The organism is Streptomyces sp. NPDC001663 (genome assembly GCF_042893105.1).
In the GTDB taxonomy this organism is placed as follows: Bacteria; Actinomycetota; Actinomycetes; order Streptomycetales; family Streptomycetaceae; genus Streptomyces.
On the sequence record NZ_JBIAUR010000009.1, the window covers coordinates 77,299 to 98,133 of the forward strand.

Below are 20,835 nucleotides of genomic sequence, written 5' to 3' on the forward strand. Positions count from 1 at the left end.
GCGACTCTGGCACCCGGGCCTCTGATCCGGCGGTCGCCCCAGGCCCTACTCCTCCCCCGGCGCGGGCGGAATCACCGCCACCGGTGCCGCCGCGTGCAGCAGCACCGCGTGGGTGACCGAGCCCATCATGCGGGCGGGGGCCAGCAGACGGCGCCGATGCCGGCCCACCACGACCAGGTCGGCGTCCCTGGAGGCCGCGACCAGCAGCCCGGCCGCGTCGCCCGGCATCGCGTAGGCGTCGGCCCGGATCTCGGGGTGGTTCTTGCGGTGCGGGGCGAGGAAGCCCTCCGCCAGGGCCCAGGTCTCGTTCTCCACGGCGCGCTGGTCGACCATCGACGGGACGAGCTCGCCGGGGGCCGCCCAGCTCTGGAACGGCCATGTGTAGGCGGCGATCGCCTGGAGGCGGGCTCCGCGCAGTGCTGCCTCGGTGAACGCGAAGGCGAGGGTCGCCTCGTCGGGGCTGTCCACCTGCAGTCCGACGACCACGCGCGGGCCGGGCTCGACCGGTGCGTCGCCGTGCACCTGCCGTCCGGGCCGGGGCACCACGACGACGGGGCACTCGGCGTCACGGGCGGCGGCCAGGCCGTTGGAACCGAGCAGCAGGCTCGCGAATCCGCCGCGGCCGCGGGAGCCGAGCACCAACAGCCGTGCGGTGGAGCCCAGTTCGGGCAGCACGGCGCCCGGTGTGCCCTCCGCGCCCAGGTACTCCAGGACCCGCCGGTCGGCACGGCCCGCCAGATACTCGCGCACCTGTTCGAGCACCGGATCCGCAGCAGGCTCCGGCGGCCCGGCGACCAGCACGCCGGGCTGCGCCCACGCGGCGTACTGCCGTACGTGGACCACCCGCAGCGGCGCCCCGCGTCTGCGGGCGTCGTCGAGGGCCCAGTCCAGGGCGCGCAGGCTGTCGTCCGAACCGTCGACCGCCGCGAGGACCGGCAGGGTGCTGCTCATGGGCTTCCTCATCTCCGGAACACGACCTTCCCTTCCCGGGGCCAGCCTCGCTCAGCCATCGGCCCGGGAAGGGCGCTGAAGGTCGTGTGTCCGGAAAGACGGGTGGAACAACCCCCCGGATCGCCCGCCGGATCAGGTCAGGTCGAACTCTCCTTCCCGCGCCCCCGACACGAACGCGCCCCATTCCGCGGGCGTGAAGATCAAGGAAGGGCTTTCCGGGCGGCCGCTGTTGCGCATCGCGATGAATCCCTCGACAAAGGCGATCTGGACATCCCCCAGGCCACGGCTGCTCGAGTGCCAATCGGCGGTGCTGAGGTCCAGCTCAGGCTTGTCCCAGCCCGCAAGCGGGTGCTGCTGGATGGTGCTCTCGGCCACGTCCGTGCTCCTCCCGATTCGTCGTCCGCGGCCAGCCTAGCGATCGGTTTCTGATGCCAACAGGCCACGTGAGGGGGACCTTTCCGGAGACTTTCAAGAGTCCGGGGGTTCGCTCCCCACGAGCCACATGGAGAAGAACTGCGATCCGCCGCCATAGGCGTGCCCGAGGACCCGCCTGGCCCCTTCCACCTGGTGCTCTCCGGCCTGCCCGCGCGCCTGCAGCGCCGCCTCCGCGAAGCGGATCATGCCGGAGGCGCCGATGGGATTGGTCGACAGGACACCGCCCGACATGTTGACGGGCAGGTCACCGTCCAGCTCGGTGACCCCGGCCTCGGTGAGTTTCCACCCCTCGCCCTCGTCGGCGAAGCCGAGGTTCTCCAGCCACATGGGCTCGTACCAGGAGAACGGCACGTACATCTCGACCGCGTCGATGTCGCGGCGCGGGTCGGCGATCCCGGCCTGCCGGTACACGTCCGCGGCACAGTCCTTCCCGGCCTGCGGCGACACGGCGTCCTTTCCCGCGAAGAGGGTGGGCTCGCTGCGCATCGCGCCGCCGAGCATCCAGGCCGGCGGCCGCGGCGCACGGGCCGCGCCCGCCCGGTCGGTCAGCACCATCGCGCAGGCACCGTCCGAGGACGGGCAGGTCTCCGAGTAACGGATCGGGTCCCACAGCATCGGCGAGGCCTGGACCTTCTCCAGGGTGATGTCGTGCTCGTGGAGGTGGGCGTATGGGTTCTTGAGCGCGTTGCGCCGGTCCTTGTACGCCACCAGGGAGCCGACGGTGTCGGGCGCGCCGCTGCGTCGCATGTACGCGCGCACGTGCGGCGCGAAGAAGCCGCCCGCCCCGGCGAGCAGCGGCTGCTGGAAGGGGATCGGCAGGGACAGGCCCCACATGGCGTTGGACTCGGACTGCTTCTCGAAGGCCAGCGTCAGGACGGTGCCGTGCACGCGGGCCGCGACCAGGTTGGCAGCGACGAGCGCAGTCGAGCCGCCGACCGAACCGGCCGTGTGCACGCGCAGCATCGGCTTGCCCACCGCGCCGAGCGCGTCGGCGAGATACAGCTCGGGCATCATCACGCCCTCGAAGAAGTCGGGCGCCTTGCCGATGACGACGGCGTCGATGTCGGCCCATGTCAACTCGGCGTCTTCAAGAGCCCGCCTGGCCGCCTCGCGCACAAGCCCCGCGATCGACACGTCCCGCCGGGCCGCCACGTGCTTGGTCTGGCCGATCCCTACGACGGCCACGGGCTCCTTGCTCATCGGGGCCTTCCTTCGTGGATACGCCGACCTTCGGGCCGGGGAGGAAACGAAGCTCCTGCGGAGAAGGGCAGGAAGAGCTGGTTCGCCGTCAAGGCGGACCAGCGGTCTCCGGCCATCGGCCACCATCCTCTACTCACATGGGAGCTGATGGAATGTGAGCCATGTCGCGGCAGGTCAAGCGGGCGTTCAAGTACCGCTTTTACCCCACGAACGAGCAGGCGGCTGAGCTGTCGCGCACGTTCGGCTGCGTCCGCCTCGTCTACAACAAGGCGCTGGAGGAACGCACCCGGGCCTGGTACGGCGAGCAGCGCCGCATCTCCTACGTGCAGTCGTCCGCCGCACTCACGGAATGGAAGAAGACCGAGGAACTCGCCTTCCTGGCGGAGGTGTCCTCCGTCCCGCTCCAACAGGCGCTGCGTCACCTTCAGACGGCGTTCGCCAACTTCTTCGCCAAGCGGGCGCGGTACCCGCGCTACAAGAGCCGGAAGAAGTCGAGCGCGTCGGCCGAGTACACCCGCAGCGCCTTCACGTGGCGCGATGGGCACCTGTCGCTGGCCAAGATGACGGAGCCGTTGGACATCCGCTGGTCGCGTCCGCTGCCCGAAGGTGTGGAGCCGACCACGGTGACCGTGTCCCGCGACGCGGCCGGCCGCTGGTTCGTCTCGCTGCTCGTCGAGGACACCATCACCCCAGCCCCCGCCACCACGAACGCGGTCGGCATCGACGCCGGGGTCACCTCCCTGGTGACCTTGTCCACCGGGGAGAAGGTCACCAACCCGCGGCACGAGCGGGGTGACCGCGCCCGCCTGGCCCGCGCGCAGCGTGAGCTGTCGCGGAAGGTGAAGGGCTCGGCGAACCGGGAAAAAGCGCGGCGTCGCGTCGCCAAAATTCATGCGCGGATCGCCGACCGGCGCCGCGACTTCCTGCACAAACTGACCTCGCGCATCGTCCACGAGAACCAAGTGGTGGTGATCGAGGACCTGAGCGTCCGCAACCTGCTGAACAACGGCAAGCTCGCACGCGCCATCTCGGATGCGGCCTGGACGGAATTGCGCTCCATGTTGGAGTACAAGTGCGCCTGGTACGGGCGCGAACTCGTCGTGATCGACCGGTGGTTTCCCAGCTCGAAGCTGTGTGGAACCTGCGGGACGGTGCGCGGGAAGCTGCCGCTGAACGTCCGCGAGTGGACGTGTGACTGCGGCGCGGTGCATGACCGCGACGTGAACGCGGCACGCAACATCCTGGCCGCCGGGCTGGCGGCGTCTGCCTGTGGAGACGGTGTAAGACCTCAACGGGAGTCCTCCCGGACGGGGCGGTCGTCGGTGAAGCAGGAAACCCAGCGGGCGACCGCTGGAATCCCCCGCCTCTAGGCGGGGGAAGACGTCAACGGGGATCCCCTTCGAGTACGGCGACCAGGTTCTGTTGCAGACAGGGCCCGGAGGTGGCGTGGGCGAGCGCCCGGTCGGACTCGCCGCGGTGGATGGCGGCGGCCGCCTCTCCGATGCGGATGAGCCCGGCGGCCATGATCGGGTTGGCGGCGAGGGCCCCGCCGGACGGATTGACGCGAACGCTGTCGCCGAGCCGCAGTGCCTTGCGCAGCACGACCTCCTGCGAGGTGAAGGGTGCGTGCAACTCGGCGGTGTCGACGGGCTGTTCGAAGGCTCCGGCCCGTTCGGCGGCCTGACGGGTGGAGGGCGAGTCGGTGAGGTCACGGACGCCCAGGCTGTGGGCCTCGATGCGGTGGTCGATGCCGCGGATCCAGGCGGGCCGCCCGCACAGTTCCCGGGCCCGCTCCCCCGCCGCGAGGACCACGGCGGCGGCACCGTCGCCGATGGGCGGACAGTCGCCGGTGCGCAGGGGCCGTACGAGATAGTCGCCCTGCGGTACCGAACCCCGCAGCTGGGCGTGGGAGTTGGCGGCGGCGTCCGCGCGACTGCGGGCGGCGACGGCGGCGAGCGCGGGCTCGTCGGTGTCGCCCGCGTCGATGAGCGCCTGTGCCTGGAGGGCGGCCAGGGCGACGGAGTCGGGCCACAGGGGGGCCACGTAGTAGGGGTCGAGCTGGCGGGTCAGGACGTCGCGTACGGAGCCCGGTGAGGACTTGCCGTAGGAGTAGACGAGGGCGGTGTCCGCGTCGCCGGTGAGGAGTTTGGTCCACGCCTCGTACAGGGCCCAGGCGCCGTCCATCTCGACGTGCGACTCGGAGATCGGCGGCCAGGCGCCGACGCCGTCGAGGGCGAGGGTGAAGGAGAAGGCGCGGCCGGCGAGGTAGTCGCTGGAGCCGGAGCAGGTGAAGCCGATGTCGGCGGTCTTGAGGCCGGTTTGGGCGAGGACGTCGTGCAGCACCGGCATCAGCAGCTCCACCTCGGAGAGCTCCGCGCTGGTGCGACGGTGGTCGGTCTGGGCGAAGGCGACGACCGCGATCTCACGGATCTCACGCGTCACAGCAGCTCCTTGTAGGTGTCGTACTCCGCGTCGGGTTCGCCGGTGGGGCGGTAGTGGTCGGGGTAGCGGGCCCCTTCCGTCCACACCGGTTCCACGCGCAGTCCCATGCGCACCTGGTCGTAGGGGATGCCGCCGATACGGCCGTGCAGCGCGAGGTCGGCGCCGTCGAGGGCTATGTGGGCGTAGACGTACGGGACTTCGATGTCGAGGTTCTTCGCCTTGATGTTGACGATGCAGTAGGTGGTGACCGTGCCGCGCGGACCCACTTCGACCTGTTCCGACGTGGCGACGCCACATGTGGGGCAGGCGCCCCTGGGCGGGACGTACACCTTGCGGCAGGACGGGCAGCGTTCGCCGACGGTGCGCCGGTCGGAGAGGGCGTGGATGTAGGCGGTCTGGGCGCGGCCCGGCGAGTAGGTGTAGTCGAGGCGGGCGGCGGCGACGATGCCGGTGATCGCGTCTTCGAACTCGCCGGTGTGGCCCGTCAGTTGTGCTGCTTCGCCGTCGTACGGCTCGAAGCAGGCGATGTCGGTGATGGCGCCCTTGCGTTCCTGTGCCCAGCGGACTCGGACGCGCATGCCGGTGTGCACGGCGTCGGGGCCGGGCGCGTCGAGGGCGTGCAGGAGGGCGGTGTCGGCGCCGTCGAGGCGGACCAGGACCCAGGCGCAGGGGGTGTCGAGGGGCTGGCCGCGGCGGGGTTCGTGGTTCCAGGCCCAGGTGGTGACCGTGCCGGTGGGGGCGACCTCGACGAGGTCGCGCAGCTCGTCGGCGGTGACGGGGTCGTACTCGACGGGTGGGACGAGCGTGCGGCCGTCGACGGTCTTCACCCCGAGGACGACGCGCTCGCGCAGCCCGGTCAGGAAGGCGCTCTGGACGGGGCCGAGGGAGCGGGTGAAGGGGAACTCGACGGCGAGGGGGGCTTTGAGGACTTCGGGCATGCCGATCTCCTTTGGACGCCAAGCCTGTGGGGTTCAGGCGCGCTTGTAGACGGGCGGTCGCTTCTCCGCGAAGGCGCGGGCGCCCTCCTTGGCGTCGGCGGTGTCGAAGACGGGCCAGCCGCGCTTGAGTTCGGAGGCGAGGCCATCCGTCTCCGTCATCTCGGCGGTCTCGTAGACGGATGCCTTAACGGCCTCGACCGCCAACGGGCCGCAGGCGTTGATCTGTTCGGCGATCTCCAGGGCCTTGGCGAGCGCGGTGCCGTCGGGGACGACATGGCCGACGAGGCCGATGTCGGCGGCCTCGCGGGCGGTGTAGGGGCGGCCGGTGAGCAGCATCTCCAGGGCGTGGGTGCGTGGGATCTGGCGCTGCAGGCGGACCGTGGAGCCGCCGATGGGGAACAGTCCGCGTTTGACCTCGAAGAGGCCGAAGGTCGCCGACTCGGCCGCGACGCGGATGTCGGTGCCTTGGAGGATCTCGGTGCCGCCGGCCACGCAGTACCCCTCGACGGCGGCGATCACCGGTTTGCGGGGGCGGTGGTGGCGCAGCATCGCCTTCCAGTGCAGGTCCGGGTCGGCCTTGAGGCGGTCCCGGTAGTGCTCGCCCTCCATGCCCTTGCCGGCGAGGGCCTTGAGGTCCATGCCGGCGCAGAATGCGCCGCCGGCACCGGTCAGCACGATCGAGCGGACCGCGTCGTCCTCGTCGGCCTCGATCCAGCCGTCGTACAGGCCGACGAGCATGGACAGCGAGAGCGCGTTCTTGGCGTCGGGCCTGTTGAGCGTGAGCACCAGTGTGGCGCCTTCGCGCTGCACGGTGAGGTGTTCGGTCCCACCCATCACCTATCTCCCCTCTGAAAGAACGAGAACAGGTTGCAGTAGGAGGGGAGTCACTTCAAGGGTTTTCTGACAGTCAGTCAGATTTCTTCGCGCGGACCCTTCACAGTTGTCGCCCCCTTTGCTCTGATGACCGGCGAACCGGCAACTGCCAGGCACGCCCGGGGTCAGGAGGAGCGGTGGAGTACAACCTTGCCGATCTGTTCGAGTCGATCGTCGACGTGGTGCCGGACCGCGAGGCCCTGGTGTACCTCGACCACCCGGGCACGGGCGCGGAACGCCGTCTGACGTACGCGGAGTTGGACGTGGCGGCGAACCGCATCGCCCACCATCTGATCGACGCCGGGATACGCCCCGGGGAACACCTCGGGCTGCACCTCTACAACGGGATCGAGTACCTGCAGACGGTGTTCGGGTGCCTGAAGGCACGGGTCGTCCCCGTCAACGTCAACTACCGGTACGTAGAAGACGAGTTGGTGTACCTGTACCGGGACGCCGATCTGGTGGCGCTGGTCTTCGACGCGGAGTTCGACGGGCGGGTGGCGGCGGCGCTGCCACAGTGTCCGAAACTGCGGCATCTGGTGCGGGTGGGCGGGGCAAAGGACGGGGTTGCCGCCGTGCCGTTCGCGCAGGCCGAGGCGGGCGGGTCGCCGGAACGCGGGTTCCCGGCGCGGTCGGGCGACGACCAGTTCATCATCTACACCGGCGGCACCACCGGGATGCCCAAGGGCGTGATGTGGCGCCAGGAGGACCTGTTCTTCTCGGGGCTCGGCGGGGGCGCGCCGACCGGTGAGCCGGTCAAGAAGCCGCAGGAGCTGGCCGAGCGGGTCGCGGCCGGCGGCTCCGGGATCACCTTCTTCCCCACTCCCCCGCTGATGCACGGCACTTCGACGCTCACCTCCTTCATCGGCTTCAACTTCGGGCAACGGGTCGTGATCCACCGCAAGTTCGTGCCCGAGGAGGTGCTGCGGACGATCGAGAAGGAGAAGGTCACCAGCATCTCGCTGGTCGGCGACGCGATGCTGCGGCCGCTGATCGACGCGCTGGGCGGGCCCATGAAGGGCACGGACTGCTCGTCCGTCTTCAGTGTGTCCTCGTCCGGCGCAGTGCTGTCGGAGACGGTGCGCCGACAGTTCCAGGAGCTGGTCCCGAACGCGATGCTGCTCAACAACTACGGCTCGTCCGAGTCCGGCTTCAACGGCACGGCGACGGCCGACTCCGGCGCCGGGCAGAGCTTCCGCATCCGCGTCAACTCCCGTACGCAGGTGGTCGACCCGGCCACCCACGAACCGGTCGCCGTGGGCGAGGTGGGCCGGGTCGCGCAGTGCGGTCACGTCCCGCTCGGCTACTACAACGACCCGAAGAAGACCGCCGAGACCTTCTTCGAGAAGGACGGCGAGCGGTGGGTGCTGCTCGGCGACATGGCGACCGTGGACGAGGAGGGCGTGGTCACGGTCCTGGGCCGGGGCTCGCAGTGCATCAACACGGGCGGGGAGAAGGTGTATCCGGAGGAGGTCGAGCAGGCGCTGAAGTCCCATCCGGACGTGTACGACGCGCTGGTGGCCGGGGTGCCGGACACGAAGTGGGGCAACCATGTGGCGGCGGTCGTACAACTGCGGGAGGGCGCGCCACGGCCTTCGCTGGAGGACGTGCAGTCCTACTGCCGTACGCATCTCGCCGGTTACAAGATCCCCCGGCAGCTGGTGATCGCGGAGACGATACGGCGGTCGCCCAGCGGCAAGGCGGACTACCGGTGGGCCCGGGAGGTGGCCGTCGCGGCGGACCGGTAGGCGGGAGGCAGCGACTCGCAGGTGGGCCCGCCGGGGGCGACGGGCGTACTCTTTGCGCGCGGTTGACCCGGGTGTTTGAACGGAGGGTGACGTAGGGCCGTACGCGAGGTTGGCGGCCCGGCCCGGCGGGTCCGGTTCGCCGTGCCATCAGCGCGCTTCGCACGGAAGGACCTACGGGTGTCGCACCTCACGCCCCATCGTCAACTGCCGGACGCCGACACGGCCGTCGACCCTGATACCGACGGGCCGGGGAAGGACACGGCGGCAAAACCGGGCGGACCGGCGGAGCCGGTGATCGACGGCGGAGCGGCCGAGGCTGCGGATGCGGAGGCTGCTGAGGCTGAGGAGGTTACGGAGGCGGGCGGCGCTTCCGAGGCTTCCGAGATCTCCGAAGAGTCGGCGCCTCCGAGCGCCGAGGCTGCACCCGAACCTGCCGCAAGCCGCCCCGGCTGGTTCGGCTGGCGCCGTCGTTACCCCCGCACCGCCCGTGCCGTGCGGGTGGGCACGAGTGTGCTGGCCGGTGCGCTGGTGCTCGTCGTGCTCCTCGTGCCCAACCGCCTCGACTGGATCACTGTCCGGTCCTTCCTCCGCCTCCCCGTGGAAGCGATCTTCCTCGCGGCGGTCCTCCTCGTACTGCCGTCCAAGGCACGGCGGATCACGGCCGTCGCCCTGGGGGCCTTCCTCGGGCTGTCGGCCGTCCTGAAGTGCCTCGACATGGGCTTCCGCCAGACCCTGGCCCGGCCGTTCGACCTGGTCTTCGACTGGGTTCTGCTGAGCGACGGGGCGGACTGGGTGAAGGACTCGTTCGGGCGCTCGGGCGAGGTGCTCGCGATCGTCGGGGCGATCGTCCTGCTCATCCTCGTGCTCGTGCTCAGCGCGCTCGCGATGATGCGGCTGGCGGACGTGATGGCCCTGCACCGCCCCATGGCCGTACGCACCACGCTGGTCCTCGCCACCGCGTGGATCGTCTGCTTCACCATGGGTGTGCAGTTCGGCGGTGTCACGATCGCCACCAAGGGCTACGCCCAGTACCTGGCCAACCGTGTGCAGTACGTCCGCGACGGCCTCGGTGACGCCGACGTCTTCAAGAAGCAGATGGCCGTCGACGCCTTCGCCAAGACCCCGTCCGACCAGCTGCTGACCGGACTGCGCGGCAAGGACGTGATGTTCACCTTCATCGAGAGCTACGGCCGGGTGGCGATCGACGATCCGTCGATGGCACCGGAGATCGACAAGACGCTCCAGGAAGGCAACGCCAGGCTCAAGTCGGCCGGCTTCGCGGCGCGCAGCGGCTGGCTCAAGTCCCCCGTCACCGGCGCAGGCAGCTGGCTCGCCCACTCGACGTTCCTGTCCGGCCTGTGGATCAAGAACCAGCAGCGGTACCGGACCCTCACCACCAGCGACCGCGCGACCCTCACCAGCTACTTCCAGAAGACCGGCGCCTGGCGCACGGTCGGCATCGTCCCGGGCGTGCGCAAGGCCTGGCCCGAGGGCAAGTACTTCGGCCTCGACCACATCTACGACTCGACGCACCTCGGCTACCAGGGTCCGTACTTCAGCTGGACGCCGGTGCCGGACCAGTTCAGCCTGGAGGCCTTCCAGAAGCTGGAGCACAGCAAGAAGAACCGCGACCCGATCATGGCGGAGATCATCCTGGCCTCCAGCCACAACCCCTGGTCCCCCATCGCCCACATGATCGACTGGAAGGACCTCGGGGACGGCAAGGTCTTCTACAAGATCAAGAAGGAGGGCACGAACCCCACGCAGGTCTGGAAGAGCGCGAAGCGCGTGCGCACCGAGTACCGCAAGGCCATCCAGTACTCCCTGGACAGCCTGACCCAGTGGATGCAGCGCTACGGCGACGACAACACCGTCCTCGTCTTCCTCGGCGACCACCAGCCCGTCCCGACGGTCACCGGGGGCAGCGCCAACAGGGACGTGCCGGTCACGATCGTCGCCCGCGACCCGAAGGTGCTGGACCGTGTGTCCGACTGGGGCTGGACCGAGGGGATCAAGCCGGCTGGCAACGCCCCGGAGTGGACCATGAACAAGTTCCGGGACCGCTTCATGACGGCGTACGGTCCGCAGTCCGGGTGATCTCGGCCGACGCGGTCCGAAGTCATCGGACGGCCTAGCAGGACGCGCTCGTGCGGGACGGCGTCCCTAGGGTCGCAGTGACGGTGAGCGTCTTCACCGGGCCCGAAGGGACTCCATCCCCATCAGCCGGCCAGTGCTGTGACCGCGTAGGTTCGCCGGGTTGGTGGTCGTGACGGTTGGATGTGCGGGCGACGTCTTCAAACGCCCAGGTACGGAACATCGAGAGCGCCTCGGTCAGGTTGCCTGGCCCACACGCAATGTGAAAGGTCCTCTCGGACGTCCAGGCCATCACCCAGTCGTGCTCACCCCGAGTGACCCGCTGCCGGGGGTACTCCCGGTCCGTCATGTGATCATCCGTGTCCGGCCTCCTGGACCACGTCACATCGTGCCCGGCAGCGCGGACACCTGAGCCCGGCTGGCCGCAACCATTTCCGCACCTCGCGGGTCACACCTGTGAAGCACGGCGGGCCGGGACCCTCCCGGCGCGCGGGGAAGGTTTCGGTCGGATGGCAAGACGATCACGGGTACGCGCGGTCGCGACGGCGGCGGCGGGCGCGGTGGCGCTGGTGGCAGGGGCGTTCAGCACGGGTCCGGCCCGCGCCGACACGGCGGACGCCGCACGAGAGATGACGGTCCGGTTCACCGAGCACGAGCTCTTCATCGGGACGGAGCCGGCGAGCGTGTACATGGTCTACCGGTGGAAGGTTGCCGGCGGGGGCACGGCACACCACGTCCACCTGACCGTCGACCTGTCCGGAGTGGCCGACTTCGCCGAGCCGGAACCGTCGGAGCACTGCAACGGCAACCTCTGCACGCTGGACCTGGCGTCCGCCACCTCGGACTACCACGTCATCACGCTGGTTCCGAAGCCCGGTGCGGCCGTCGGCAGCAGCGGCACCGTGACCGTCTCCGGCACGGCGTCGGACGCCACCGTCACCGGCGACCACCTCACCCTGACCAACGGCAAGACGCAGCTGAAGGTGAGCGCGTCCGCCGAGCACCTGAACGCGGTGCCGGGCGACACGCTGAGCTTTCCGCTCGACGTGTGGAACAACGGCCAACTCCCTGCGGCCAAGGGGGTGGAGCTGCTGATCGACACCACCGCCGGGCTGCACCTCCAGGGCTCCTGGTCCAACTGCCGCGACGTGTCCGCGAGCGGCCGCGGGGGGCACATCGTGCACGAGACCCTGTGCGACTTCCCCACCCCGGTGGAGCCCGGCCGGCAGTACGCGTTGTCGTCGCCGCTGCGCGTCAAGGTCGGCGACGAGGCCCTGCGCGACAAGATCTTCTACCAGTTCACCCCGCTGACCAGCGCCGCCCCGGCGAACGGCCCCGGGACCCCGCTGACCCTGGTCCCCAAGGGTGCGATGCCGTCCGACGGGAACACCGACCGGTACTTCACCACCTACGTCGACAGCGTCAACCACGCCGACTTCGCCGTCACCGGAGACACCGCCACCGGGCGGCGCGGCGGTCACGCCACGCTGCACGCCACGGTGATCGACCGGGGGCCGGCGGTGGTGCAGGACCTCCTCGACGAAGACGCCTTCCTCCCGGTCCTCGTCAAGCTGCCGCCGGGCACGAAGGCCACCAAGATCCCGGACAACTGCCAGCCGCCGCCCACGGACGACGGGTCGGACCCCGGCCCCCGGATGGGCCGGTCCTCCTACCAGTGCACCTTCCACGACCCCGCCCCGGGGGACAGACACGTCCTGTCGTTCACCGTCGCCATCGGCCCCCGTACCCCGGCCGTCTCCACGGGCCAGGTCCGCACGCTGGAGGTCATGAAGGGGCTCGACCCCGACGCCTCCAACGACAGCGCGGCGCTGACCCTGCGGCTGGCGCAGGGCGGCTCCGCGGCCGGAGCGTCCGGCTCCGTTTCGGGCGGCCCTTCCGCAGGGTCCGGACCGCTGGCCGACACCGGATTCGGCGGCGGCTGGATCGCCTGGGCGGCCGGCGCGCTGCTGCTGGCTGGTGGTATGGCCCTGGCGCTCTCCCGACGGTCCCGCGGTGGGAACTGACACGTCGTCCGGGTGTCAGAACCAGTGCAGGGTGCATTGGCCGTCTTCTACGGAGAGCCGGCGGTGGTGTGTACCACCGCCGCCTGGCCCGCGACTACGAAGCCCTCCCGGCCCGCTCTGCCGCCATGATCTACCTTGCGATGATCGCCCTGATGGCCCGCCGCCCGCTTCGAACCCCGCGAAACGTGAGTTTTCCGTCATGGCCGACGGGCAACTTCACCTGGGAGCATGATTGTCCATCGGGTGGACGGGGGGAAAGCGGGATGACCACTGCGCACAGACGGGTTCGTGCGGTCATGATCGTTGCGACGGTGCTGGCGGCCGCCGGCTGTTCCGGCGGGGGCGGTGACGACGCCGCTTCCAGCCCCTCCGCGACGACGACCGCGGCGGCCCCGGCCGCCACCCCTTCGACGGCCTCGCCCACCCCTGCGGTCAAACCGTCGGACATCTACCCCACGAACGCGGCCGGCTGCCATCCGAACGCGAAGTGGAGTACGGCGAAGGCGGTGGACTGGGTCCACTGGGGGCAGGTCGGCACGCCCACCCTGGGCCCGGGAGAGGTCCGGTTCCCCAAGTCCATGCCCGGCTTCGACGGGCCCCTGTGCGACCGGGTGACCGTCCAGGTCCAGTACTGGCGCGTCAACTACCGTCCGTCCAGCGCCACTTCGGCCGCCGACCCGCTTTCAAGGGAGGTGAACTACGACTACGCCCTGCGGTCCCTCAAGCGCACCGAACTGCACATCGACGGCCGCAAGGTCCACGACGTGAAGCCGCCGAAGGGCTTCGCCTCGGCCAAGGCCAGCCCCTGCGACGGCTTCCTGGAGGCGATCTACGTCGGCGCACCGCTCAAGAACCGCGAACTGCCGACCAAGATCAGCACGGGCAACACGATCGTCGGCGACGACGTCACCTTCCCGACCAAGCGCGTGGTCGATTACCACGTGTTCGCGCCGTCCGCGCCCCAGCTCTGCGACGACAACGGCATCCCCACGGCATCCCCCGCACCGTCCGGCTACCCGTCGTCCGGCTTCGGGCTGTCCACGCCGTCCTACCCCGCCTTCGACCTCACCCCGAAGACCTGAGCGGCCGGGGGCTACGCCAGCACGCGCGCCAGCGCGAAGCCGTCGTGGCCCTTGCTGCCCACCGTCTGCAGCGTCGTGCCGGTCAACCTCGCGTGGCTGCCGATCAGTTCGATCACGGCCCGGCAGCCCACCACGTCCGGCGAGGTGCTGCGGGCGTCGGCGACCTGGCCCTGCCGTACGACGTTGTCGACCAGCAGGCACGGTAACGCCTCGCGGCCGATCCAACCGCCGGAACCGTCAACCCGGTGAACCTATGTGGTCAGGGAACTAGCGAGGGGACCCGCGCCTTTAGGTGTGGAGGAATCTCTTTTCGGGGCTGCTCTGGCCTCAATGGCAGCGGCCGCCGGCCGTCACTCCGCCAGAAGCGCCTCCACCACCGCCAGGAACTCCTCCGGGCGGGTCTCGTGCACCAGGTGGCCGGCGTCGATGGTCACCAGCCGGGCGCCGGGGATCAGTTCGGCCAGGACGGCGATCTGGTCCTGTGGGATGAGGCTGCGGGAGCCGCCGCCGATCAGCAGTGTGGGCATCGTGATGCGGCCCATCTGGTCCCACCACACGGGGTCGGGCGCATTGCGCTGTTCGTCGGTCGCGCGGATCATCGCCCAGTCGAACGGCAGCTCTCCGTCGGGCCGTTCGGCGGGCGGCCGGGGCGGGTCGAGGGGGATCGGCGCGGGCACGTCCTCGAGCACGAGGCGTCGTACGAGATCCGGCGTCTGCTGGGCGAGGAGGTAGGCCACGGCGCCGCCCAGGGAGTGGCCCACCACGTCCGCGTGGTCGATGCCCAGGGCGGTGAGGAAGGCGCGGATGTCGTCGCGCATGGTCGCGTATGCGTACGTGTCCGGGCCCGCGCCCGGCCAGTCGCTGCTCCCGTGACCCCGCAGATCAGGGGCGTACACCCGGCGTGGGCGCACACCCGATACCAGGCGTTCGGCGATCGGGGTCCAGTCCGCGCCGTCGGTGCCGCGGCTGTGGAGCAGGAGGACGGGCGGTGCGTCCTCGGGGCCCCAGGTGCGGTACGCGAGGGTGATGCCGTTCGCCTTGACGGTGCGGGGTGCGGTGTCCATGCCAGGCACGCTAACCAGCGGGCAGCGCTACGGACTCCTACTCTGCCGACGGCAGAGCGGCGCCCGCCCCGTCCAGGAACGCGGCGACCCGGCCGGCGAACCACTCGGGGTCGTCCACCCAGGGGTAGTGGCCGGCCCCGGGCTGCACCGCGAACTGCGCGTTCGGGAACATGTCGGCGGCGCTGCGGGCCAGCTCGGGGCTGGGGCCGCCGTCGAGCCCGCCTGCGAGGACGAGGACCGGCGCGGTGAACCGGGCGAGTGCGGCGCGGGTGGCCGGTGGGTCGTAGGCGCCGTCGGAGCCGTAGATATCGGCCGCGTCGTCGTTGAACTCCGCACGCGCGTCGTGCTCGGCGGCCGCGTCGTCCCAGCGACCGTAGAAGAAGGGCACGATCTTCGGGTCGAAGTCGACCTTGCCCGCCAGCCACTCCTCGAACGCCGGGAAGACGTCGGCGAACCACGGCTCGCCGCTCCTGAGCCGCGCCGCGGCCAGCCGGTGCTCGGCGGTGGCCGGCATCCCCAGCGCCCAGGGAATCGCGGTGATCAGCGCCAGCCGTGCCACCCGCTGCGGATACCGGGCGACGTACAGCATCGCCAGACTGCCGCCCGCCGAATGCGCGAGCAGGTCCATGCGGTCCAGGCCCAGGTGGGCGCGCAAGGCCTCCACGTCGTCCACCAGGCGGTCGCAGCGGTACGTCGCCGGATCCGCCGGCACCGCGGAGTCGCCGGTGCCGCGCAGGTCGAGGAGGACCAGCCGACGGTGCGCGGCGAGGCCGCCCAGGTCGCCGAGGTAGGAGGAGGCCCACATGGGACCACCGGGCAGGACGACAAGCGGGTCGCCCTCACCCCGGAGGTGGTAGGCGAGCTCGGTCCCGTCGGACGCGGTGAAGATCGGCATGCGCCGATCCTCCTGTCCAACGGCCCGGTACCGCAATGGAGTTCCACGTGTCACAGGGCGATCGGGCGATGGGCCAGGGCCGCGTCGACTCCGGTCGGGTGAGGCGTCCGCCGATCCGGCCGGCGGGTGGTAGATCAGACCGGAGGCGGACCCTCCGCACGATCTCGACGAGCTCCTCGCGCGTGATGTCGGGTACGCGCGGACTCGCCGGCCGCGCGGCTTCCCGCACGAACTCCTCCAAGCTGACCAGTGGCTCGATCAAACCCGGTGATCGCCGCCTCCGCCGTCGCCTGCTCGCCGCTGCGCAGCAGTTCCTCAATCCTCTCGGTCTCCCGGCCGAGCTCACGCAGTCCCTCTTCCACGGTGAGAAAATGAGCGCAGACCACTTGCCTGCGCCAAGGCAGCCTGAATTACTGATCCCGAACACGTCGACCGAATGATCGGTCGCCCGGATTGATGCGGTTGGTTAGGGAGAAGTCCCCATGGCGGATGCTACGGACCTGCTGGACCCCGGGGAGCGGCTCGACGCCAAGGCGCTGCGGGCGCTTCAGCTGGAGCGGCTGCGGGCCTCGCTACGGCACGCGTACGAGCACGTGCCCTTCTACCGGGAGTCCTTCGACAAGGCCGGTGTCCGCCCGGACGACTGCCGGTCCCTGGCCGATCTGGCCCGTTTCCCGTTCACCACAAAGGCGGACCTGCGCGAGAACTACCCGTACGGGATGTTCGCCGTGCCCCAGGACCGTATCCGCCGTATCCACGCTTCCAGCGGCACGACCGGACGCCCCACGGTGGTCGGCTACACGGACAACGACCTGTCCCTGTGGGCCGACATGGTGGCCCGATCGATCCGTGCGGCGGGCGGTCGGCCCGGCGACAAGGTTCATGTGGCGTACGGATACGGACTGTTCACCGGCGGGCTCGGCGCGCACTACGGTGCCGAGCGGCTCGGCTGTACGGTCATCCCCGCGTCCGGCGGCATGACGGCCCGTCAAGTGCAGCTGATCCAGGACCTCGAGCCGCAGATCATCATGGTGACGCCGTCGTACATGCTCACGATCCTCGACGAGTTCGAGCGGCAGGGTGTCGACCCGCGCGGCACGTCGCTGCGGGTGGGTGTGTTCGGTGCCGAGCCGTGGACCGAGCAGATGCGGCGGGAGATCGAGGAGCGGTTCGCGATCGACGCGGTCGACATATACGGGCTGTCGGAGGTGATCGGCCCGGGGGTGGCGCAGGAGTGCGTGGAGACGAAGGACGGGTTGCACATCTGGGAGGACCATTTCTTCCCGGAGGTCGTGGATCCGATCACGGGCGAGGTGCTTCCGGACGGTGAGGAGGGCGAACTCGTCTTCACGTCGCTGACCAAGGAGGCGATGCCGGTCGTCCGGTACCGGACACGGGACCTGACGCGCCTACTCCCGGGCACTGCGCGGGTGTTCCGGCGGATGGAGAAGGTCACCGGACGCAGCGACGACATGGTGATCCTGCGGGGCGTCAACCTCTTCCCCACGCAGATCGAGGAGATCGTGCTGCGCACGCCCGGCGTGGCGCCGCACTTCCAGCTCCAGCTCACCCGCGAGGGGCGCCTGGACGCCCTCACCGTGCGGGCCGAGGCCCGTCCCGACGCCGGCCCCGAGGTGCGAGAGGCCGCCGCGCGGGCGATCACGGCGGCCGTCAAGGACGGCATCGGCGTCTCGGTGGCGGTGGAGATCGTCGAACCGGAGTCGCTGGAGCGGTCGGTGGGCAAGATCCGGCGGATCGTGGACCTCCGTCCGCTTTGAGGATCACCGGGAGGACATCAGGAGACACCCGCGCCCGAGCCGCCTCGTGCCTCACACTTGGGGAGTCCGAAAACACGGGGAGGCGGGGGCATGCGTTTCACGATCGACGTCAGAGAAGGGGACTGGACGGTCGGCTACGGCCCCTACGGCTGGGGGCACTGGAGCGCTCTCACCGAGCGCCTGCGCACGGGTGAGTTCGCCGCCGGCGCCAACGGCGGTCTCCAGCGCTGGGCCGACCTCGATCGGAGCATGCACGAGCGGTCCTTCGAGTTCTCGGCGCCCGTTGACCTGCTCGTGGCGGATTTCACCGCCCACGCCCTGACCGAAGCACGGCGACTGGGTCTCGCCCGCCCGGAGCCGGGGACGCGAGCCACGTCGGACCCTCTCGAATCCCGGGCGGACACCGTCCTGTCCGTCCAACTCATCGATCCCGTCACGGGTGAATGTCTGCCGGAGCGCTCGCGCCTGGACGAGACCGGTCTCGCGGACGGAGACCTGCTCGAGCTCCGCATCGAGCATCCTGCCGAGGCCTCCTACGAAATGGCCCCGATCCCGAACACCGCTGAACTGATCCGTCTTCTCCAGCTGACCGAGAACGCCGACGCCCCGGACGGCGGCCCCCGGCTGTGGGGCATCCTGCTCTACACGGACGCCGACGCGGAGCTCGCCGCGTACGTCCGGACGCACTTCGACGATCTCAACGCCTTGTCGGGTCCCTCCACGCGCGTGTTCGTCATCGAACGCAGAGTCGACTCCCGGGCCTCGAAACGCTACTGGCGCGAACACCTGGAACCCGAGCTGTACCGCGCCCTGTCCGTGATGCGATGGCTCCAATGGGCCCCGTACGAACCGCAGGGGGCATACAAGATCGCGTCGGCGCTGGGACTCGGTCCCGAACTGCTGCCGTGTCTGGTCTTCTTCCACGCTCGATACGGCCCGTCCCAAGAGGGCGAGAAGATCGTGTTCCGTATCGAAGACACCTCCACCGCCTACTTCCGCGCGCTCTTCGGCGGCATCCAGCAAGCTCTGCGCGTCGATTCCGGGGTGCCGGACGAAAGCGGTGGAGCCGACTGGGATCGGTTGCACGCGCAGTGGGAGTACCGGGACTACCAGGGGTCGGAGCCGCCCCGGTCTCCCGCCACCGTCCTGCGAAGCCTGGTCTCTCCCGCGCGCGCCGCCGATGCCGCCGCGTTCGACCGCGTACGCAAGGCCGAGGACGCGATCAAGGCGGCGCTCGTCCCCGCCCGTGGACCGGAACAGCAGGGCATCGTGATCAACAACAGCCGCGTCGTCGTCATGTCAGGAGCCAAGGTGTCGGAGAACTTCTACTTCCAGGGGACGAACACGACGTTCATCAACCGGCCGAAGGACACCGTCGTACGGGACTTCCAGAACACCTACGGGTCTGCCACCGGAGCCGCCGACCTCACCCAGCTGCTCGAACTGGTGCTTTCCAGCCGGGACTTGAACGACACTCAGCGCGAAGAGGCGGCCGGCGCCGTGCATGACCTCGCCCGTGCCGCGGCCCAGCCCGAGCCCGACGTCCCCGCCGTCCGTGGCCGCATCGAACGGCTGCGTGCTCTCATGACCGGTGCCGGGGCGGACATCGCGCAGTCGGCGATGGCCATCCTGGCCTCCCTCCTGGGACTGTTCTCCGGCTGAGCGACTCGCCCACCAGACGGGGCGGTTCAGGAATCCGCGGATGGGCCTGGCGAGGAGGCGGAGGGCAGGTCCGAGTACCGGTCCCGCAGCTCCCGCTTGAGGATCTTCCCGCTCGCGTTGCGCGGCAGCTCGTCCACGAACACCACCCGCTTGGGTGCCTTGAAGTGGGCGAGCTTCTCGCGGGCGTGGTCGATGAGTTGCTCCTCGGTGACCTCGCCGCGCGGGACGACGACCGCGGTGACCGCCTCGATCCAGCGCTCGTCGGGGAGCCCGATCACGGCGACCTCGGCGACCGACTCGTGCGTGTACAGGGCGTCCTCGACCTGGCGTGAAGCGACCAGTACGCCACCGGAGTTGATGACGTCCTTCACCCGGTCGACGATCGTGTAGTAGCCGTGGGCGTCGCGCACCGCGAGGTCGCCCGAGTGGAACCAGCCGTCGCGGAAGGCGTCGGCGGTCTCCTCGGGCTTGTCCCAGTAGCCCTCGCACAACTGCGGGGACTTGTAGACGATTTCGCCGGGTGTGCCGTCGGGGACGTCCTTGCCGTCCTCGTCGACCACGCGGGCGTCGACGAACAGGACGGGGCGGCCGCAGGAGTCCATGCGGCCCTTGTGCTCGTCGGGCGCCAGGACGGTGGCGAGGGGGCCGATCTCGCTCTGGCCGAAGCAGTTGTAGAACGCCAGCTTCGGCAGGCGCTCGCGCAGTCGCTCCAGGACCGGCACCGGCATGATCGAGGCGCCGTAGTACGCCTTGCGTAGTCCGCCGAGGTCGCGGGTGGCGAAGTCGGGGCGGTTGGACAGGCCGATCCAGACGGTGGGCGGGGCGAACAGGCTGTCCACGCGGCCGGCCTCGATCAGGTCGAAGAGCCGGTCGCCGTCGGGTGCGTCGAGGATGATGTTCGTCGCGCCGACCGCGAGGTAGGGCAGCAGGAACACGTGCATCTGCGCCGAGTGGTACAGCGGGAGGGAGTGCACGGGCCGGTCGCCCGCGCTGAGGTCGAGTGCGGTGATCGCGCTCAGGTACTCGTGCACCAGGGCGCGGTGGGTCATCATCGCGCCCTTGGGCAGGGCCGTCGTACCGGACGTGTACAGCAGCTGCACCAGGTCCTCGGTGCGCGGCTCGGGGCCGTCGTACGCGGGCGCGGTCGTCAGCCGGGCCAGCAGTGAGTCGTCCGCGTCGCGCAGGGGCAACGTACGGACGTCGTCGGAGAGTTGAGCGGCCAGGTCGGGATCGGCGAGGACCACTGAGCTGCCGGACTGGCCGACGATGTACGCGAGGTCGTCACCGGTGAGGTTCTGGTTGACCGGCACATGGACGAGCCCCGCGCGGGCGCACGCGAGGAAGCCGATGAGGTACGCGTCCGAGTTGTGGCCGTAGGCGCCGACCCGGTCTCCGGGGGCGAGACCCTGGTCGAGCAGGACGCTCGCCGCGCGGGAGACGGCCTCGTCCAGTTCCTCGTACGTCCACCTGCGGTCGCCGTACTCCACCGCGACCCTCGCCGGGGTGCGCCGGGCGCTGCGCCGCAGCACCCCGTCAACCGTGCTGCCGTGTCCCTGCGTCATGACTCATGATCCTCGGTCCGCCGCCGGGGCGGGTCAAGCACCTGGGAGGGTCACGCCTGTAGGCACGCTCAACCGCTCCTTCCCTCA

Annotated in this window: 17 protein-coding genes and 1 pseudogene; 7 read left to right on the plus strand and 11 right to left on the minus strand. The window is 70.1% G+C overall.

What is annotated here, in order from left to right; all coding sequences use genetic code 11:
* Positions 1–45: 45 nt before the first annotated feature.
* The 3 genes from ACFY1L_RS28085 to ACFY1L_RS28095 all read right to left on the minus strand — a co-directional run bounded on the left by ACFY1L_RS28085 (position 46) and on the right by ACFY1L_RS28095 (position 2,586).
* Complete coding sequence (locus ACFY1L_RS28085; RefSeq protein WP_388830084.1) at positions 46–951, minus strand: universal stress protein; 906 nt, start codon at positions 949–951, stop codon at positions 46–48.
* Positions 952–1,083: 132 nt separating this feature from the next.
* Entirely contained in the window at positions 1,084–1,326 is a 243-nt protein-coding gene (locus tag ACFY1L_RS28090) for a DUF397 domain-containing protein (protein ID WP_030927201.1), read from the minus strand.
* A 93-nt stretch (positions 1,327–1,419) separates the two neighbouring features.
* Complete coding sequence (locus ACFY1L_RS28095) at positions 1,420–2,586, minus strand: thiolase domain-containing protein (RefSeq protein ID WP_388830087.1); 1,167 nt, start codon at positions 2,584–2,586, stop codon at positions 1,420–1,422.
* A gap of 161 nt (positions 2,587–2,747) precedes the next feature.
* Here ACFY1L_RS28095 and ACFY1L_RS28100 point away from each other — a divergent pair, with 161 nt between their 5' ends.
* Complete coding sequence (locus ACFY1L_RS28100) at positions 2,748–3,956, plus strand: RNA-guided endonuclease InsQ/TnpB family protein (protein ID WP_388830090.1); 1,209 nt, start codon at positions 2,748–2,750, stop codon at positions 3,954–3,956.
* Between the two features lie 13 nt (positions 3,957–3,969).
* Here the strand turns inward: ACFY1L_RS28100 and ACFY1L_RS28105 are convergent, their stop codons facing one another.
* From ACFY1L_RS28105 to ACFY1L_RS28115, 3 genes are read right to left on the minus strand one after another with little or no spacing between them, the layout of a single operon-like run.
* Positions 3,970–5,028, minus strand: a complete 1,059-nt coding sequence (locus ACFY1L_RS28105) for a thiolase domain-containing protein (RefSeq protein ID WP_388830093.1) — start codon at positions 5,026–5,028, stop codon at positions 3,970–3,972.
* Complete coding sequence (locus ACFY1L_RS28110) at positions 5,025–5,966, minus strand: Zn-ribbon domain-containing OB-fold protein (RefSeq protein ID WP_388830095.1); 942 nt, start codon at positions 5,964–5,966, stop codon at positions 5,025–5,027. The genes ACFY1L_RS28105 and ACFY1L_RS28110 overlap by 4 nt, the downstream gene beginning before the upstream one ends.
* A 33-nt stretch (positions 5,967–5,999) precedes the next feature.
* Positions 6,000–6,800 carry a crotonase/enoyl-CoA hydratase family protein gene (locus tag ACFY1L_RS28115; RefSeq protein ID WP_388830098.1) on the minus strand — a complete coding sequence of 267 codons (801 nt, stop codon included), beginning with the start codon at positions 6,798–6,800 and terminating at the stop codon, positions 6,000–6,002.
* Positions 6,801–6,976: 176 nt separating this feature from the next.
* Here ACFY1L_RS28115 and ACFY1L_RS28120 point away from each other — a divergent pair, with 176 nt between their 5' ends.
* Both ACFY1L_RS28120 and ACFY1L_RS28125 read left to right on the plus strand, forming a co-directional pair.
* The gene (locus tag ACFY1L_RS28120; protein WP_388830101.1) at positions 6,977–8,587 is read left to right on the plus strand and encodes an acyl-CoA synthetase; all 1,611 of its coding nucleotides are present in this window, start codon (positions 6,977–6,979) and stop codon (positions 8,585–8,587) included.
* A gap of 177 nt (positions 8,588–8,764) precedes the next feature.
* On the plus strand, positions 8,765–10,684 hold the full coding sequence (locus ACFY1L_RS28125) for a sulfatase (protein ID WP_388830104.1): 1,920 nt from the start codon (positions 8,765–8,767) through the stop codon (positions 10,682–10,684).
* Between the two features lie 34 nt (positions 10,685–10,718).
* Here ACFY1L_RS28125 and ACFY1L_RS28130 read toward each other — a convergent pair whose 3' ends face one another.
* On the minus strand, positions 10,719–11,030 hold the full coding sequence (locus ACFY1L_RS28130; RefSeq protein ID WP_388830107.1) for an Imm53 family immunity protein: 312 nt from the start codon (positions 11,028–11,030) through the stop codon (positions 10,719–10,721).
* Between the two features lie 160 nt (positions 11,031–11,190).
* Between ACFY1L_RS28130 and ACFY1L_RS28135 the strand changes: the two genes are divergently transcribed.
* Both ACFY1L_RS28135 and ACFY1L_RS28140 read left to right on the plus strand, forming a co-directional pair.
* Entirely contained in the window at positions 11,191–12,705 is a 1,515-nt protein-coding gene (locus tag ACFY1L_RS28135) for a hypothetical protein (RefSeq protein WP_388830110.1), read from the plus strand.
* A 296-nt stretch (positions 12,706–13,001) separates the two neighbouring features.
* Complete coding sequence (locus tag ACFY1L_RS28140) at positions 13,002–13,787, plus strand: hypothetical protein (protein WP_388830112.1); 786 nt, start codon at positions 13,002–13,004, stop codon at positions 13,785–13,787.
* 11 nt (positions 13,788–13,798) lie between these two features.
* Here ACFY1L_RS28140 and ACFY1L_RS28145 read toward each other — a convergent pair.
* From ACFY1L_RS28145 to ACFY1L_RS28155, 3 genes and pseudogenes are all read right to left on the minus strand, one after another.
* Positions 13,799–13,984, minus strand: a pseudogene (locus ACFY1L_RS28145) (methyltransferase); the annotation flags it as partial.
* Between the two features lie 153 nt (positions 13,985–14,137).
* Positions 14,138–14,851, minus strand: a complete 714-nt coding sequence (locus tag ACFY1L_RS28150; RefSeq protein ID WP_388830115.1) for an alpha/beta fold hydrolase — start codon at positions 14,849–14,851, stop codon at positions 14,138–14,140.
* A 37-nt stretch (positions 14,852–14,888) separates the two neighbouring features.
* A complete protein-coding gene (locus ACFY1L_RS28155) occupies positions 14,889–15,746 on the minus strand; it encodes an alpha/beta fold hydrolase (protein ID WP_388830118.1) in 858 nt (285 codons plus the stop codon).
* Between the two features lie 482 nt (positions 15,747–16,228).
* Between ACFY1L_RS28155 and paaK the strand changes: the two genes are divergently transcribed.
* Both paaK and ACFY1L_RS28165 read left to right on the plus strand, forming a co-directional pair.
* Entirely contained in the window at positions 16,229–17,524 is a 1,296-nt protein-coding gene (gene paaK, locus ACFY1L_RS28160; RefSeq protein WP_388830121.1) for a phenylacetate--CoA ligase PaaK, read from the plus strand.
* A gap of 90 nt (positions 17,525–17,614) precedes the next feature.
* On the plus strand, positions 17,615–19,186 hold the full coding sequence (locus ACFY1L_RS28165; RefSeq protein WP_388830124.1) for a hypothetical protein: 1,572 nt from the start codon (positions 17,615–17,617) through the stop codon (positions 19,184–19,186).
* Positions 19,187–19,212: 26 nt separating this feature from the next.
* Here the strand turns inward: ACFY1L_RS28165 and ACFY1L_RS28170 are convergent, their stop codons facing one another.
* On the minus strand, positions 19,213–20,748 hold the full coding sequence (locus ACFY1L_RS28170) for an acyl-CoA synthetase (protein WP_388830127.1): 1,536 nt from the start codon (positions 20,746–20,748) through the stop codon (positions 19,213–19,215).
* Between the last annotated feature and the right edge of the window lie 87 nt (positions 20,749–20,835).

Excerpts from the sequence above, each read along its gene's own strand:
- ACFY1L_RS28095 (WP_388830087.1), bottom strand. The coding sequence starts at position 2,586 with ATGAGCAAGGAGCCCGTGGCCGTCGTAGGGATCGGCCAGACCAAGCAC.
- ACFY1L_RS28155 (WP_388830118.1), bottom strand. The coding sequence starts at position 15,746 with ATGCCGATCTTCACCGCGTCCGACGGGACCGAGCTCGCCTACCACCTC.
- paaK (WP_388830121.1), top strand. The coding sequence starts at position 16,229 with ATGGCGGATGCTACGGACCTGCTGGACCCCGGGGAGCGGCTCGACGCC.
- ACFY1L_RS28100 (WP_388830090.1), top strand. The coding sequence starts at position 2,748 with ATGTCGCGGCAGGTCAAGCGGGCGTTCAAGTACCGCTTTTACCCCACG.
- ACFY1L_RS28110 (WP_388830095.1), bottom strand. The coding sequence starts at position 5,966 with ATGCCCGAAGTCCTCAAAGCCCCCCTCGCCGTCGAGTTCCCCTTCACC.
- ACFY1L_RS28165 (WP_388830124.1), top strand. The coding sequence starts at position 17,615 with ATGCGTTTCACGATCGACGTCAGAGAAGGGGACTGGACGGTCGGCTAC.
- ACFY1L_RS28170 (WP_388830127.1), bottom strand. The coding sequence starts at position 20,748 with ATGACGCAGGGACACGGCAGCACGGTTGACGGGGTGCTGCGGCGCAGC.
- ACFY1L_RS28115 (WP_388830098.1), bottom strand. The coding sequence starts at position 6,800 with ATGGGTGGGACCGAACACCTCACCGTGCAGCGCGAAGGCGCCACACTG.
- ACFY1L_RS28140 (WP_388830112.1), top strand. The coding sequence starts at position 13,002 with ATGATCGTTGCGACGGTGCTGGCGGCCGCCGGCTGTTCCGGCGGGGGC.
- ACFY1L_RS28130 (WP_388830107.1), bottom strand. The coding sequence starts at position 11,030 with ATGACGGACCGGGAGTACCCCCGGCAGCGGGTCACTCGGGGTGAGCAC.
- ACFY1L_RS28150 (WP_388830115.1), bottom strand. The coding sequence starts at position 14,851 with ATGGACACCGCACCCCGCACCGTCAAGGCGAACGGCATCACCCTCGCG.
- ACFY1L_RS28085 (WP_388830084.1), bottom strand. The coding sequence starts at position 951 with ATGAGCAGCACCCTGCCGGTCCTCGCGGCGGTCGACGGTTCGGACGAC.
- ACFY1L_RS28135 (WP_388830110.1), top strand. The coding sequence starts at position 11,191 with ATGGCAAGACGATCACGGGTACGCGCGGTCGCGACGGCGGCGGCGGGC.